Origin of the sequence: Boseongicola aestuarii, assembly GCF_900184815.1 — a bacterium.
In the GTDB taxonomy this organism is placed as follows: domain Bacteria; phylum Pseudomonadota; class Alphaproteobacteria; order Rhodobacterales; family Rhodobacteraceae; genus Boseongicola; species Boseongicola aestuarii.
In genome coordinates, this window is sequence record NZ_FXXQ01000005.1 from 96,312 (window position 1) to 110,192 (window position 13,881).

Below are 13,881 nucleotides of genomic sequence, written 5' to 3' on the forward strand. Positions count from 1 at the left end.
TCCAAGGATTGTTGTAATTCAGCATCCAAAAAGTATACTGAATTTGCAAGCGAAGATCCTGCACAACGCAGGCAATTGAAACGAAACAGAAAATCGAGCGAAACAACCAAGTTCGGACAGCCAATGATGAAACGTGACGGTCTGAGAGTCGTTCAAACGCTCAGAGATTCGATCCTGCGCATGGAGCTTCGCCCGGGCACGATTCTGGACGAAGCCGAACTGGCGGCGCGCCTGGATGTCTCAAGAACGCCAATCCGCGAGGCCATTATCGAACTGATCGCGGCAGGCCTCGTTGTTCGGGACGGACGCAAAGCCAAGGTCGCGCCGCTGGATTTTGACGAGGTGCCGAAGCTCTACGATGCCCTACTTGTCTCCAGCCGACTGGTACACAGACTGGCCGCAGAAAATCGCACGACTACCGACCTCGTTTCAATCGAACGGTATATGCACGCCTTTGAGGTCGCCGCCGAAACAGGTAACGGTATCAATCGTTCCGAAGCCAATCAGGACTTCCACAAGGCCGTGTCAAAGGCAGCGCAGAACAGATACATCCGCGATTTCTACGACCGCGTGCTGGTCGACACCATCCGTCTGGCTCGCGCCTGTTTCAGCGGTGCCCGAGAAACCGGCGATACCAAAAGCAGCGCAACGCTTCAAAGCCATCTTGCCACGACCGTCGCGCATCATCGCGAAATCTTTAGTGCGATCGTGGACCGCGATGTGACACGCGCAGATGCGATCGCGGTCGAACACTACGAACTCACCAAGGACCGGATAATAAAAGTCCTGTTCGATGGTGCGCGTTCAATGGCCTCCGTCGATGACCTGTCGCTCGACACATGGGAGATGGACTGATGCAAGACACCCTCGAAAAGCTGATCAAGGCCCAAACGGAAAACGGCCAGCCCGCACGACTTTTTCAGGCCGTCGAAACGGCATGCTCGGACCTGTTCGGCTTCCACTTCCTGACGATCCTGCAAACACTTCCCGGAACGAATAACGTGCTGCGCCTGCACAGCTCTTCACCCGATGACTATCCGGTCGGAGCCTTGAAACCCATGGGTGGGACGCCTTGGGGCAAGGTCGTCATCGAAGGCGGAAAAACATGGCTCGGCAACAGCCGTGATGAAGTCCTCTGGGCCTTTCCAGACGCGGAACTGATCCTTTCAAAAGGATGCGAGGCCTGCGCCTGCGCACCCGTTCGTTGGAACGCTCAGACAAAGGGCATTCTCTCGCTGAATGCGGCGCGTGACAGCTATACAGTCGACGACCTCGCAGAAATGGCCCAGATTGCTCAGACGCTTTTGCCCACGATGATAACACCGCCATCTACATAATGGGAACCAACACCATGACTTCGCTCCTTATTCGCAATGCCCGCATCGTCGACGGATCGCAGGATCGCCCAACCGATCCTGTGCAGATCGCCATCGAAGACGGCAAGATCAAAGAAATCGGGGCATCGGTGTCATTCGCCGCTGACGGGGAGTTGGATCTGTCAGATCTGATCGTCATGCCGGGCCTCATTGACTGCCACGTCCACACAATCGCAACCACCGCCAACCTTGGCGAAAACGCCAGCCTTCCCTCATCGCTGATTGCCGCCAAGAGTGCTCGGCTGATGAATGACATGCTTATGCGCGGCTTCACCACCGTGCGCGACCTCGGAGGTGCTGACCGGGGATTGCAACAAGCCGTCGAGCAAGGCTATTTCCAAGGACCCCGCCTTGTCATCTGCGGCAAAGCGCTCTCGCAGTCGGGTGGCCACACGGATTACCGCGGGCCTTACGACAATCGCAGCGTTGACTGGTATGCCTCGCAGCTTGGCTCAATGGGGCGCATCTGTGACGGAGTTCCTGAAGTTCAACGCGCCGCGAGGGAAGAGCTAAAAGGCGGCGTGCAATTCATCAAGGTGATGGCGGACGGAGGCATATCTTCACCATCGGACCCTGTCGGCTACCTTGTGTTCTCGGTGGATGAACTGAAAGCCATAGTGGAGATTGCCAAGGGTTTTGGCACCTACGTTTCGGGGCACCTTTACGCCGACGCAGCCATAAGACGCGCGCTCGATTGCGGTATCGAATGTATCGAGCACGGCAATCTGATTTCCGATGACACAATAGCGCGCGTTGCCCGCGAAGGCGCCGTCGTCGTTCCCACGAACATAACCTACGACCTTCTGGCACGGCGCGGCGCGGAATTCGGACTGCCGCCAGAGTCCGTGGCCAAAATCGAAGACGTCCGCGAGGCCGGTTTGGAAAAGCTGGAGAAGCTGCATTCCGCTGGAGTCACGATGGGTTACGGAACAGACCTTTTGGGCGGAATGCAAAGCGAGCAATCAGGTGAATTTACCCTGCGAGGGCGTTACCTGCCCACAGACGCAGTGATCCGCGCGGCAACACTTGATGCAGCCAAGGTCTTGCGGATGGAGGGCGAAGTCGGCGCCCTTGTCGCGGGCGCACATGCCGATTTGATCGCAGTCGAAGGCAACCCGCTGAAAAACCTTGATCTTCTGACCGGACAGGGCCGACACATGCCGCTCATCATGAAAGGCGGCATCGCAGTAAAAGGGTAGTCGGGCGGACCATCTGACCAATGCGGAATCTTCAACTCGGCAAGTGCTTCGCCGGAACGCATCACCCGCGCCCGGAAAGCAGGAGCCCGGTTTCAGAGAGGAAAGGCAGGGCGTTAGAATTCGCAATTACGCTTAGTGCAGGCTTGGTTCTGCAGATTGAGGCTGCGCTAGGCTGGATAATCCGCCAACCCCTCCAGTGGATTGCACCGATGCTGCACCGCAGGCGTTTCCCTGACGCAAGCAATCCCTCAGCGATGCACCTTTCAGCCAGGCAGAGATAAAGCCGCCATTGAACGCGTCGCCAGCCCCGGTTGCATCGACGACACGAACCGGGCGCGATGCCTCGTGATGCCAGCCGGACTGACCACGCACGCATGCGCGCGCGCCGTCTTTGCCATTCTTGACGACAGTCACCTCGGCGCATGTCTCGGGAACCCCGACGTCGAGCAATGCAGCCAATTCTCGTTGGTTTGGCAGAAAGACATCCACTTCAGCGATCAAATCGCGGACCTCGGGGCGAAAACTGTCTTGCCAGCCGCAATCTAGTGAAATGCTCAGATCAGCCGACTTTGCCGTCTCGATAAGTTCAGGGTTTTCTTCGAGCGTGCCGAGTTCACCGATGTGAAGGTGTGAGAACCCGGTCCAGTCAAACGTCCCAAGCGGAGGCAAAGCCTGACCCGTGGCGCGTGTCAGAAACGCACGGTCATTCGCAATTGGGATGGCAACCGTGACCTGTGGATCGCTTCCCACAGGCGCTGCATGACACAAGTTGGAAGACACACCGGCCTTGCGAAGCGCCTCACGAACAACGGCGTCGAATGGCGCTGCGGGTAAGACGGAAAACTGCGTCGCGCGATCCCCCAAAGCCGCAAGGGTTGCGCCTGTTATGAAGGCCCCTCCTCCGGCGTGCAAAGACAAGCCATCGGCAAAGACCTCCGTGCCCAACGTCGGCAAGCGTGGCGCACCCGTAAACACGACATCGCAATAAAGCCGGCCGGCACAGAGGACACCCCCGCTCATGTAAGAGCTTCTCCTGTCTTAGCATCGAAGACATGCAGATGTTCGGGTCCCGCACCAAGGTTGACTGTGTCGCCCACCCGGGGCGGAGACCTTCCGTCGGCCTCGGCGATAATCTCGCCGCTTGCGGTCTCGACGTAGATCAGTGTTTCCGGCCCTAGGGGCTCCAACACGGTTACCTTGCCGCTTATGACGGGATTCACATCGTCGGGAAGAAGATCGTCCGGACGAACGCCGACAAGCACGTCCTTGCCAGACGGAAGTTCTTTCAAGGTCACCTCGACCTGTCGCCCGCCCGTCAGGCAAATCATCTCACCCGACATGCTTGCAGGCAGCAAATTCATCGATGGTGCACCAATAAACCTTGCGACAAAGGTATTGGCAGGCTTGTGATAGACCTCGCTTGGTGTTCCGACCTGTTGGATATGGCCGTCCTTCATGATGACGATTCGGTCAGCCATCGTCATGGCCTCGACCTGATCGTGAGTTACGAAAATGATTGTACTACCGACGCGCTGATGAAGCCTTTTGATCTCGAGACGCATCTGGGTCCGCAACTGGGCATCGAGGTTCGAAAGTGGCTCGTCAAACAGGAACACGGCCGGATCCCGCACCATGGCCCGCCCGATCGCAACACGCTGACGCTGTCCGCCGGAAAGCTGCGAAGGTTTTCGGTCCAGCAGTTCCGTCATATCCAGGATTCCCGCAACCTCCTGAATACGCTTCTCTTTGTCAGCCTTGGGCATCTTGGAAGACCGCAGCCCAAAGGCAATATTCTTCTTCACAGACATATGCGGATAAATCGCATAGTTCTGAAAGACCATCGCGATGTCGCGCTCTTTCGGTTCAAGATTGTTCACTTCGCGATCACCGATTTCGATGATCCCGCTGGTGGTTTCTTCCAGACCTGCGATCAAGCGCAACGTCGTGGATTTGCCGCAGCCTGACGGGCCAACGAAGACCACGAATTCTCCATCCGAAACATCCAGCGAGATACCATGCAGCACCTCGGTCGAGCCGTAAGATTTCGTCAGCGAGCGAAGTGCGAGATTTGCCAAAGTCAGGTCTCCAAAAGGGAAGTGAACGCTGATTCCAAACGCTGGGAAGCAGCTGCTGTTCTGTCAGACCGCACAGCGTGCTTGTCGCGCAATGCCTTGGTTGCGCCCCGATATTGAGCAAGTGCATCGGCCAAAGCTTCGGGCGCAGGTCCACCAATTCGGTTCCGGACGGCCACAAAATTCTCGGCAGATGTCGCCTGCCTGAAGCCGGCCTCACTCATCGAGGTGGTACGCCCTGCAATGCTCAGAAACGCGGCCTTGAAAGCCTGATACCCATCACCAAGCGGCGCGTTTTGCTCAATAACAGACCGCGCCGTTCCAGCCGCGACCTCATGCGCCTGACGAAAACTCAAGGCCTCGTCGCGCACGAGCGTGTCGGCAAGTTCAGTCACCGTGATACACGCGGCATCCGTATTGCGCTTCACATTATCGCTATTGATCGAACAAGCAGGCAAGAACGCCGTCAAAAGCTCAATGACACGCGCGCCGCTTTCGAAGGCTGCATAACCGGCTTGCTGCACTTCGCCTTCACTGTCGTTCATATCGGTAAACGGCGTGTTGTGCATTGTGTTCACGACCATATCGCAGCGTCCGACCGTCACGGACGACAAGTGCCGCATATGTTCGATCGGAACAGGATTGCGTTTTTGCGGCATGATCGAACTGATCTGCACCAGCGAATTGGGAACGTATAATTGCCCGACCTCAAAACTGGACCAGAACGCCATATCCTGCACGACACGACCCAAATGGAGGAATACAAGCTTCATCGCGCTATATAGTCCGGTCACATAATCAACCGATGCAATGCAGCCGTATGAATTCATCAAAGGGGCTTCAAATCCCAAAAGCTCCGCCATTCGCGCGCGGTCAATCGGAAAACCCGAAGTGGTTATGGCCGCAGCCCCCATCGGGCAGTGTCCAAGTCCATCAATCGCCACAGAAAGGCGTTCCGCATCCCTGTTCAGGACTTCAATCATCGCACCAAGATAATGGCCGAACGTGGTCGGCTGCGCCGGTTGCCCGTGCGTGTAAGCGACAATCAGCGTCCTGGCTTCAATCTCGGCCTTCTTCGTCAGGGCATCCGACAAATCCAGCAGACTCTCCAGCAATGCTTCGGCAAGCCCGCGCAACGCCATTTTGAACAAGGTATGGTCCATGTCGTTGCGCGACCGCGCCGTATGCAGCGCACCGCCAAGATCGCCTAGGCGGCGGCGCAGTTCTGCCTCGACGTAGAAGAAATAGTCCTCGAACTCACCTGTATACTCCAAAGCCGCAACATCGGTCTCGCGCTCGATCATCTGAAGCGCCCCGGCGATCTGCGCGCCATCGGCGGCGGACAAGACCCTTGTCTCAACCAGCATCACCAGATGTGCCCTGTTGATTGCCCCCATGTGGCTGGCATAATGCGCCTTCACGCCCTCAAACAGCGGCGCCAACACGGTTCTCTTGTAGACCGGATCAGGGAATACGCTTTTGTCCGTCATCCCTTCAGGCCCGCCATGACCACGCCGCGAATGATGAAGCGTTGGAAAATCAGGAAAACCACCAGTGTCGGAATTGTGCTGATTGCGGCACCGGTCATGATCAACTCCCAAGCAACGTCAGCCTCGTCGCCAAAGCCCGAAAGCCCGACCGGGATTGTGTACATGTCGACCGAGTTGGTCACAATCAGCGGCCAGAGAAACGCTGTCCAATTGCCGAGGAATACGAAAATTGCCAAGGCAGCCAGTGCAGGCTTTACGAGAGGCATTGCAACGGTCCACCAGATCTGCAGTTCATTCAGCCCGTCGATCCGGGCCGCTTCGATAAAGTCATCAGGCACGCTCTCAAAGAACTGCTTCATCAGGAACGTCCCGAATGCCGTCATCATGCCCGGGAACATGATACCCCAATAGCTGTCCAGCCAGCCGAAGCTCTGGCTCATCAGGTACCAGGGGATCACCAGCATTTCGGTCGGGATCATCAACGTGGAAAGGATCGCGATGAAAACGATCGTGCGTCCGGGAAAGCGGAATTTGCAGAGCGTATATCCCACCAGCGAGTCAAACAGCAGGTTCGAGATCGTCGTGATCGTCGCGATGATGATCGAGTTCACGAACCACCAGTAGAAGCGGCCATCTTCCAGAACGAAGGTGTAGTTCTCAATGGTTGGCTCTTCGGGGATCAGATTGACGTTATAAACTTCGTGCGGCCACTTCAGCGATGTCGAGATCATGTATGCAATCGGCATGACCATCAGGATCCCGCCGAAAAACAGCACAAGCCAGCGGATGATCTGTCCCATATTGCGCGACTTGGGCGCGGGCTGGGCATTCAAAAGCGCGTCGGACGAAGCGCGCGGGACATCCGGAGCAGCGACCATCAATTGCTCCTCAGCAGTCGAAGTTGAATGAGCGAGACGACCAAAAGAATGGTAAACAGAACAACGGTCTGCGCAGCGGCGTACCCCATATCAAAGCCATTGAACGCTGTGTCATAGATCATCAGCACAAGCGGCTTCGTCGAATTCAAAGGTCCGCCGGGATTATTGGTCGTCATGTTGAACACATGATCGAAAATCCGCAGGAACCCTATCGACGAAAAGACGACGATGAACACGATCGTTGGTCGCAGCAGTGGCAGCGTGATCTGTGTCAAAACAGTCCACCACCCCACTCCATCGATCTTGGCAGCTTCGTAATAGCTTGTCGGAATGGCGCGGATACCGGCCATGAAAATGATCACCTGAAAGCCCAGTCCCGCCCAGACCGCCGGGGCCAGAACAGACGGCAAGGCATTGGTCGTCGATTGCAGAAACGCAATCTGCGGGATCCCGAACCCGGCCAGAATGTTGTTGAACAACCCGATGGGGACGTCCTGATAGAACCAGCGCCAGACCCATGCCATCGCCACAGCACTTGTCATGAACGGCAGGAAATACAGCATCCGCAAGAAGCCGTGCATGAACCGCAGCTTGTCAAGGTGATACGCAATCACGAATGAAAGGATGAGGCTCAGCGGCGTCCCGATCAGAAGATAAAGAAACGTGTTCTGGAAGACCTTCCAGAAGACCGGGTCATTCCAGAGTTTTTTGTAGTTCTCCAGCCCCGCCCATGTGCGATCACCCAGCAGGTTCCAGTTCTGGAAGCTGATAACAATGGCATTCCCTGTCGGGTAAAACCGGATCACCACATAAAAGATCACCGGCAAGGCCAGAAAGCCCCACGCCCAGACAATCTGCTTCTGGCGAATGGTAAGATTGCGATACATGAAGGCGCCCTTTAGGGTCGAAACATGCCGCCCCGGCCGCGAAGACCGGAACGGCACCAAACAGCTCTATTTGCTGTAGTATTCGTCGAGGATTTTCTGCTCAGCTTCCGCTGCAATCGCAAGACTGTCTTCAACGCTCATGTCCTGAAGCTGAATGCGCTCGACCATTTCGACCATAAGCTGTCGCTGAGCACTTTCATTGGCGAACTTCGTTGTATTGGCATAAGCAAGTCCACGAATGAACGGACCGTAAGTCGCATCATTTGCATTTGCTTCTGTCAGCCCAACCGATGGCTTTGCTGGCAATTCACCCACCACATCAAGCCAGATTTGCATGGCTTCGTCCGAGGTGATGTACTGCATAAACTTAACCGCGGCATCGTACTTTTCGCCCTCTGCCTTGGTCGTGATCGCATTCACCCAGTAGGAGGAATAGTTCGACCGTGTGCCATCAGCCATTGCCGGCAACTCGGTCACGCCCCACTTCAGGCCCCGCGTATTGTTCAACGATCCGATCCGGAACGAACCGTCAATGTGCATGCCTGCTCTGCCTGCTTTGAAGGCCGCTTGCGGTTCATCCATGAAGCCGATCGCCGTAACCGGGTTTTCGCCCTCAAAAAGGTCCGTGTAGAACTCTAGCGCTTTAACACCCGCTTCTGAGTTGTAGTTTACCGTTTGATAGTCGTTGGTGTATGGCTCGCCACCCATCTGACGGACAAGGCCCTCACGCCACCAGTGGTGGTCCTGCGCCGTCATCCCCGCAGTGACTCCAACTTGTGTAAGGTTGCCAGCTCCGTCAACCTTCGTCATTGCAGCAGCCGCGGCCAAAAACTCTTCCATGTTGGTCGGAGGCTCGACCCCGGCCTCTTCCATCAGACGCTCGTTGTAAAAGAGCGCCAGCGAGCGAACGGCTGTTGGGAGCGCCCAATATGCGTCGCCATCCTTCATCGCCTGAACCATCGGGAAGAATTCTTCGTCTATTGTCGACGCCGGGAATGTGTCCGCTGGCAACGGCTGAATCAACTCCGCCTGCACATAGTCATTCAGCCAGCCGTAAAACAACTGTACGACATCAGGCCCCTCACCCGCCGGTATCGCGGCGGCGACTTTAGTGCGATAGTCGGCATAGGGGAAATGCGTCATCGTCACTGTTATATCCGGGTTGGCGGCTTCGAAATTCTCGATCAACTGCTCCATCGCCGTGACCCGTGCATCGAAAAAATACTGCCAGTATTCGATCTCAACGGCATTTGCCGTTGATGCAAAAAGTGCCGCAGCCGAGGTCAGGCCAGCGGCGACCATACCCTTGAATTGCTTTTTCATTTGATAACTCCCAAGAAGATTTTTTCGTTTTTGATCCTGCTACCCGATTAACTCAATTAGATTGATCGTTCAATCAGTTTGAGTTAATCCCCGGATATGTTTCAACGCGCTTCCCAGAAAGGCAGCAATGCCGAACGTTCGCGGCACCGCAACCGGCAGGCCGTGCTGGGACAGATCCACCGAAGTGGAACGATGGGGCGCGCCGAGATCGGACGCGCGTTGTCGCTTTCCACCCAAGCGGTCAGCAATATCATAGCAGAACTCTCGGACGACGGCCTATTGGTCGAACGCGGGCAACTGACGTCTGGCCGCGGCCTGCCGGCCAGACAATACGCCCTCAATCCGAAAGGCGGCTATGCCTTCGGGATCGAGGTGCGCCCCGACGCAGTTTTCGCGGCCCTTTTGAACATGGCAGGCGAACCGGTGATGACAAAAAGAGTCGCTCTGAAAAAGAACGACCCGAAAACCGTCGTTTTCCAGATCAAATCCCTCTACCACGAAGCCCTTGCGGATGAAGCGGGGGCCAAAGCCCGAATGCTTGGCGCGGGAATTGTCATGCCGGGACCCTTCGGTCCGACCGGCATTAAGGGGCACGGAACGGACCTCGACGAATGGCGTGACGTCGACGCAAACACATTGTTTTCTCGCGCGCTGGCGCTTCCGGTTGAAGTCAGCAATGACGCTAATGCGGCCGCGATGGCAGAGCGACTGAACGGGGCCGCGCAGGGCATTTCGAATTACGCTTACCTGTATTTCGGAGCAGGTCTCGGACTTGGGCTTGTAAGTGGAGGCAACCTGATACAGGGCGCATTCGGCAACGCCGGCGAGATCGGACATATCCCCATGCCAGCAAAAGCGCGGAATCTGGAGAGCGCTCTAAGTCGTCTGTCGCTTCAAAGGCACCTCCAGAATGTGGGAAAGAAAGGCGAAGATATCGACACACTCGCGGCCCTTTTCGCCGAAAAAGACAAGGATCTCATGAACTGGCTGGCGTCGGCGACCGACGCTTTGGCATACGCAATTTCCATTGTCGAGAACCTGTTCGATCCCGAAACCGTGATCCTTGGCGGGGCTATGCCCGACGCCATTCTGGATCATTTCGTGACGAATACGGCGCTTGCGGACCAATCGGTCTCGCATCGGCCGGATTCAATGCATCCACGACTTCAGCGCGGTGCATCTGGCCGCATGACCGCGACTCTTGGCGCGGCGGCTCTTGTGCTTCACCGAACACTTTCGCCCCATATCGCCCATGCTCACTGATCGGAAAGCGGTCCATGCCCCTTACTGACAAAGACCGGATTGCCCGCGACCAAAGCGCACCGCGCATCGTCGTCCTTTGGAAAGCTCTGACTGCCCTCAAAAGCGTTGTCTCATTTATGAACACCGGCGCACACCCAGATGACGAAACGTCCGCCATGCTTGCGGCCCTGCGCTTCCGCGATGGCATCGACATTTCCTACGCCTGCTCGACGCGCGGCGAGGGAGGACAGAACGATATCGGAACTGAAACGACGCATGCACTGGGGATCTTGCGCACCGTCGAAATGGAAGCCGCCTGCGACCAGCTTGATTTGCGCATGTATTGGCTATCCGAAAGCCCTGACGACACGATCTTCGATTTCGGGTTTTCCAAATCTGGTAAAGAAACGCTTGCAAAGTGGGACCGCGCGCGCACGTTGGCGCGTTTCGTTCACATCATCCGTCGCGAGCGGCCGGACATCATCTGCCCGACTTTCCTCGATATCCCCGGCCAGCACGGACACCACCGGGCAATGACGGAAGCGGCACACACCGTCATGGACCTTGCGGCGGACCCTGCCTATAGCGACTGCGATCTGCCCGTTTGGGAGGTGAAAAAGCTCTACCTTCCAGCATGGTCCGGCGCGGGTCAGGCCTATGACGACGACCTCCCTCCTCCGCCCGCCACGCTCACCATCAAAGCCATGGACGAAGACCCGGTCACCGGTTGGAGTTTCGCCCGCATGGGCCAGCAAAGTCGGGTAAGACACGCCACTCAAGCGATGGGGCGTTGGGTCAACCGGGGCGAAGAAACCGATTTCCCGCTCCACCTCGTCCGCAGCCGCACAGGCGGCCCCGACACAGGCCTGACTTCAGGGCTCGCCCTGACCCTTGGCGACCTGTCCGCCCCAGAAGCCACCGAACACCTTGCAAACGCACAACAAAATATTGACGCGGCAATCGTCGCCTTTCCCAACCAATCAGAGATTGTAAAACGTGCCGCACTGGCGCTCACCGCTCTAGATCGGGCTCGGGCCATACTCGGCAAAGACAGCGAAGACGCAATCGGCCACAAGCTTGATCGGAAGCGGTCACAGCTTGGCACCGTCATCCGCATCGCAGCTGGCGTCGCGGTCACAGGCGCGTTTGAACGCAACATCCTGAGACCCTCGGAAAGCGTTGGAATCCGCATAGATCGCCACCCCGCCACGGTCGAAGTTTCGCCTGTTCTGCCGGCCGGTTGGTCGCTCAACGGCTCAACCGTGACCATTGACGAGGCCACCTATCCAAGCAACCCTTACCCGGACACCTATCTGCCCGGCGAACCCGAAGCCCCCTGCCTTGAGGTAACGCTGAAAACGATGGGCACGCATTCGACCACACGCGTTCCATTTGAGACAGCTCCGGTCATCATTCCTGCGCGGTCAGCAACCTTGACCCCTGGCGAGGACGTCATCAACTCAGCAGCCGAAAATCGCACGATCATGGTCCGGCTCGACGATGTCGGACCCGCAGGCGCTGACGCCACATTGCAGGCTCCGGAAGGTTGGGCGGTCTCGCAGGCCGGTCATGTTTTCTCGCTGGAAGCTCCGAGCGATGTAAGTCCTGGCATTTATACGCTGGCGCTTGAGATTGACGGCGCACCCGCTCGAAGTGTGCAGCGTATTCAGCACCACGGCCTCCCCCCTCGGGCACTCATACGTCCGGCGGAAGTCCGCGTTCGCGTCGTTGAAGCAAAACTTCCAGACGTCAAAGTCGGGTATATCGGCGGTGGGAATGATCGTGTCGCACATTGGCTGGACCGCATCGGGGCCGACGTCACGGACCTTTCAAAGCACCAGTTGAACGACGAAACGTTGGCACAATTCGATACTCTTGTGATCGGCATCTTCGCCATGAAATTCTGCCCCGGTCTTGCGAAAGCCATGCCCAGAATTCACGACTGGACCCGGAACGGAGGGACATTGGTTACGCTTTATCATCGTCCTTGGGACAACTGGAATCCTGAAGCCACACCGCCGCATCGCCTTGAGATCGGGCAGCCGTCTCTCAGGTGGCGTGTGACGGACGAAGCCGCCGAGGTCACGCTGCTGGAACCCGAGCATTCGCTTTTACACATGCCGAATGAAATCAGTGAAGACGACTGGGCCGGCTGGCACAAGGAACGTGGGCTCTACTTCGCCAAGGACTGGGATCCCGCCTATAAACCCCTGATATCCATGCATGATCCCGACGAAGCACCTCTGGATGGCGCATTGCTGGTTGCAGACGTCGGCAAGGGACGCCACGTCCATACCTCGCTGATCCTGCACCACCAGATGGAAAAACTGACACCCGGCGCCTTCCGCATCATGGCCAACCTTCTTGCCCGAAGGAACTGATCCACCGCGCAATCTGACCGGCGCGGCCTGGCTTTTGGCTGATATGTCGCTCAACATCTGGGCGCTGGCGATCGTAAAGGCAATCGGCCTGGGCTACCCTGCCTTTCAGATCGTGTTTCTGCGAGCCCTCGTCGGGCTGGTGTTGATGCTGCCGTGGGTCCTGCGCCAGCGTCGCGCCTTCGTCGGCCTGCCAGACTTGCACCTGCACGCCATGCGTGTCGTGTTCTCCGCGATTGCTCTGACAGCCAGTTTCTATGCAATCACACGCCTGCCCCTCGCGCTGTTCACGGCCATGAGCTTTACGCGGCCAATCCTGACGATGATCGCTGCCGCGCTGATCCTGCGTGAGGTCATCTCGGGCGGGCGCTGGGTCGCGGCGCTGATCGGATTGATCGGGGTCGTCATCGCGGTCGAACCTTCAACCTTGTCGGGCGGCTCGGGTCTTGTTGCGCAGGTCATCACGGTTCTTGCCGCGACGGCGGTGGTGATCGTCACCCGCCGACTGGTCGAAGCCCCGACAGTCGTCATGATGACCTTTTACACAGCCGGCCTCACACTCATTTCAGCGCCCTTCGCGCTGTCGACGTGGCAGCCTGTGCCGGCAGGGCAATGGCCTGCGCTGCTTGCAATCGGAGCCTTCGCCCAATGTGCCCAATTCTGCTTCTTGCGTGCGCACCGGTATGGTCAGGCGGCGTTTCTGGCGATCCTTTCCTATGCAAGTCTCTTGTTTTCCACCACGGTTGGATACCTCGTTTTCGACGAGGCGCCGAGCTTCAGCTTCTGGGTCGGAGCATTGTTGATCATTGCTGCGACCTTGTGGATCACACTACGTCGCGCGCCCCGGATTGCCGCCGCATCCTCTTGAAATCCAAGCAATTCTTGCGGCCCGCCTTTCGGTTGCGAGCCGTTTCTCTCGCAGCGATAAACCGGTGCCGGACGCCTCATCAATGCCCCATCAAAGAGCAATGCAGCCGCCGACCGGGACCCAATCTCCAGATACCGCGCCGTCCGCGCTGCTTTCGCTCAAGTGTCT

Annotated in this window: 12 protein-coding genes; 6 read left to right on the forward strand and 6 right to left on the reverse strand. The window is 57.3% G+C overall.

All coding sequences use genetic code 11. The features are described from left to right. Positions 1 to 123 precede the first annotated feature (123 nt). From BOA8489_RS08930 to BOA8489_RS08940, 3 genes are read left to right on the forward strand one after another with little or no spacing between them, the layout of a single operon-like run. Complete coding sequence (locus BOA8489_RS08930) at positions 124 to 855, forward strand: GntR family transcriptional regulator (protein WP_093973683.1); 732 nt, start codon at positions 124 to 126, stop codon at positions 853 to 855. After that, the gene (locus BOA8489_RS08935; RefSeq protein WP_093973684.1) at positions 855 to 1,337 is read left to right on the forward strand and encodes a GAF domain-containing protein; all 483 of its coding nucleotides are present in this window, start codon (positions 855 to 857) and stop codon (positions 1,335 to 1,337) included. The genes BOA8489_RS08930 and BOA8489_RS08935 overlap by 1 nt, the downstream gene beginning before the upstream one ends. A gap of 14 nt (positions 1,338 to 1,351) precedes the next feature. Beyond that, positions 1,352 to 2,575 (forward strand): metal-dependent hydrolase family protein, encoded by a 1,224-nt coding sequence (locus BOA8489_RS08940; protein WP_093973802.1) that lies wholly within the window; start codon positions 1,352 to 1,354, stop codon positions 2,573 to 2,575. 132 nt (positions 2,576 to 2,707) lie between these two features. Here BOA8489_RS08940 and BOA8489_RS08945 read toward each other — a convergent pair whose 3' ends face one another. The 6 genes from BOA8489_RS08945 to BOA8489_RS08970 form a co-directional block, all read right to left on the reverse strand. After that, the gene (locus BOA8489_RS08945) at positions 2,708 to 3,595 is read right to left on the reverse strand and encodes a carbohydrate kinase family protein (RefSeq protein WP_093973685.1); all 888 of its coding nucleotides are present in this window, start codon (positions 3,593 to 3,595) and stop codon (positions 2,708 to 2,710) included. After that, the gene (locus tag BOA8489_RS08950; RefSeq protein WP_093973686.1) at positions 3,592 to 4,650 is read right to left on the reverse strand and encodes an ABC transporter ATP-binding protein; all 1,059 of its coding nucleotides are present in this window, start codon (positions 4,648 to 4,650) and stop codon (positions 3,592 to 3,594) included. The genes BOA8489_RS08945 and BOA8489_RS08950 overlap by 4 nt, the downstream gene beginning before the upstream one ends. Before the next feature lie 2 nt (positions 4,651 to 4,652). Continuing rightward, positions 4,653 to 6,137, reverse strand: coding sequence for an argininosuccinate lyase (locus tag BOA8489_RS08955; RefSeq protein WP_093973687.1), 1,485 nt, complete (start codon positions 6,135 to 6,137; stop codon positions 4,653 to 4,655). Beyond that, on the reverse strand, positions 6,134 to 7,015 hold the full coding sequence (locus BOA8489_RS08960; RefSeq protein ID WP_093973688.1) for a carbohydrate ABC transporter permease: 882 nt from the start codon (positions 7,013 to 7,015) through the stop codon (positions 6,134 to 6,136). Before BOA8489_RS08960 ends, BOA8489_RS08955 begins: the two co-directional genes overlap by 4 nt. Next, positions 7,015 to 7,902, reverse strand: coding sequence for a carbohydrate ABC transporter permease (locus BOA8489_RS08965; RefSeq protein WP_093973689.1), 888 nt, complete (start codon positions 7,900 to 7,902; stop codon positions 7,015 to 7,017). Before BOA8489_RS08965 ends, BOA8489_RS08960 begins: the two co-directional genes overlap by 1 nt. A gap of 66 nt (positions 7,903 to 7,968) precedes the next feature. Beyond that, positions 7,969 to 9,225: an extracellular solute-binding protein gene (locus tag BOA8489_RS08970; protein WP_093973690.1), complete on the reverse strand. Its 1,257-nt coding sequence runs from the start codon at positions 9,223 to 9,225 to the stop codon at positions 7,969 to 7,971. A 96-nt stretch (positions 9,226 to 9,321) separates the two neighbouring features. Between BOA8489_RS08970 and BOA8489_RS08975 the strand changes: the two genes are divergently transcribed. From BOA8489_RS08975 to BOA8489_RS08985, 3 genes are read left to right on the forward strand one after another with little or no spacing between them, the layout of a single operon-like run. Then, positions 9,322 to 10,488 (forward strand): ROK family transcriptional regulator, encoded by a 1,167-nt coding sequence (locus tag BOA8489_RS08975; protein ID WP_093973691.1) that lies wholly within the window; start codon positions 9,322 to 9,324, stop codon positions 10,486 to 10,488. Positions 10,489 to 10,502: 14 nt separating this feature from the next. Next, complete coding sequence (locus BOA8489_RS08980) at positions 10,503 to 12,848, forward strand: PIG-L family deacetylase (protein WP_093973692.1); 2,346 nt, start codon at positions 10,503 to 10,505, stop codon at positions 12,846 to 12,848. Further along, on the forward strand, positions 12,832 to 13,713 hold the full coding sequence (locus BOA8489_RS08985; RefSeq protein WP_245813748.1) for a DMT family transporter: 882 nt from the start codon (positions 12,832 to 12,834) through the stop codon (positions 13,711 to 13,713). The genes BOA8489_RS08980 and BOA8489_RS08985 overlap by 17 nt, the downstream gene beginning before the upstream one ends. Positions 13,714 to 13,881 lie beyond the last annotated feature (168 nt).

Bases quoted from the DNA above. Each gene is read 5' to 3' on its own strand.
- BOA8489_RS08930 (WP_093973683.1), top strand. From the start codon at position 124: ATGATGAAACGTGACGGTCTGAGAGTCGTTCAAACGCTCAGAGATTCG.
- BOA8489_RS08935 (WP_093973684.1), top strand. From the start codon at position 855: ATGCAAGACACCCTCGAAAAGCTGATCAAGGCCCAAACGGAAAACGGC.
- BOA8489_RS08940 (WP_093973802.1), top strand. From the start codon at position 1,352: ATGACTTCGCTCCTTATTCGCAATGCCCGCATCGTCGACGGATCGCAG.
- BOA8489_RS08945 (WP_093973685.1), bottom strand. From the start codon at position 3,595: ATGAGCGGGGGTGTCCTCTGTGCCGGCCGGCTTTATTGCGATGTCGTG.
- BOA8489_RS08955 (WP_093973687.1), bottom strand. From the start codon at position 6,137: ATGACGGACAAAAGCGTATTCCCTGATCCGGTCTACAAGAGAACCGTG.
- BOA8489_RS08960 (WP_093973688.1), bottom strand. From the start codon at position 7,015: ATGGTCGCTGCTCCGGATGTCCCGCGCGCTTCGTCCGACGCGCTTTTG.
- BOA8489_RS08965 (WP_093973689.1), bottom strand. From the start codon at position 7,902: ATGTATCGCAATCTTACCATTCGCCAGAAGCAGATTGTCTGGGCGTGG.
- BOA8489_RS08970 (WP_093973690.1), bottom strand. From the start codon at position 9,225: ATGAAAAAGCAATTCAAGGGTATGGTCGCCGCTGGCCTGACCTCGGCT.
- BOA8489_RS08975 (WP_093973691.1), top strand. From the start codon at position 9,322: ATGTTTCAACGCGCTTCCCAGAAAGGCAGCAATGCCGAACGTTCGCGG.
- BOA8489_RS08980 (WP_093973692.1), top strand. From the start codon at position 10,503: ATGCCCCTTACTGACAAAGACCGGATTGCCCGCGACCAAAGCGCACCG.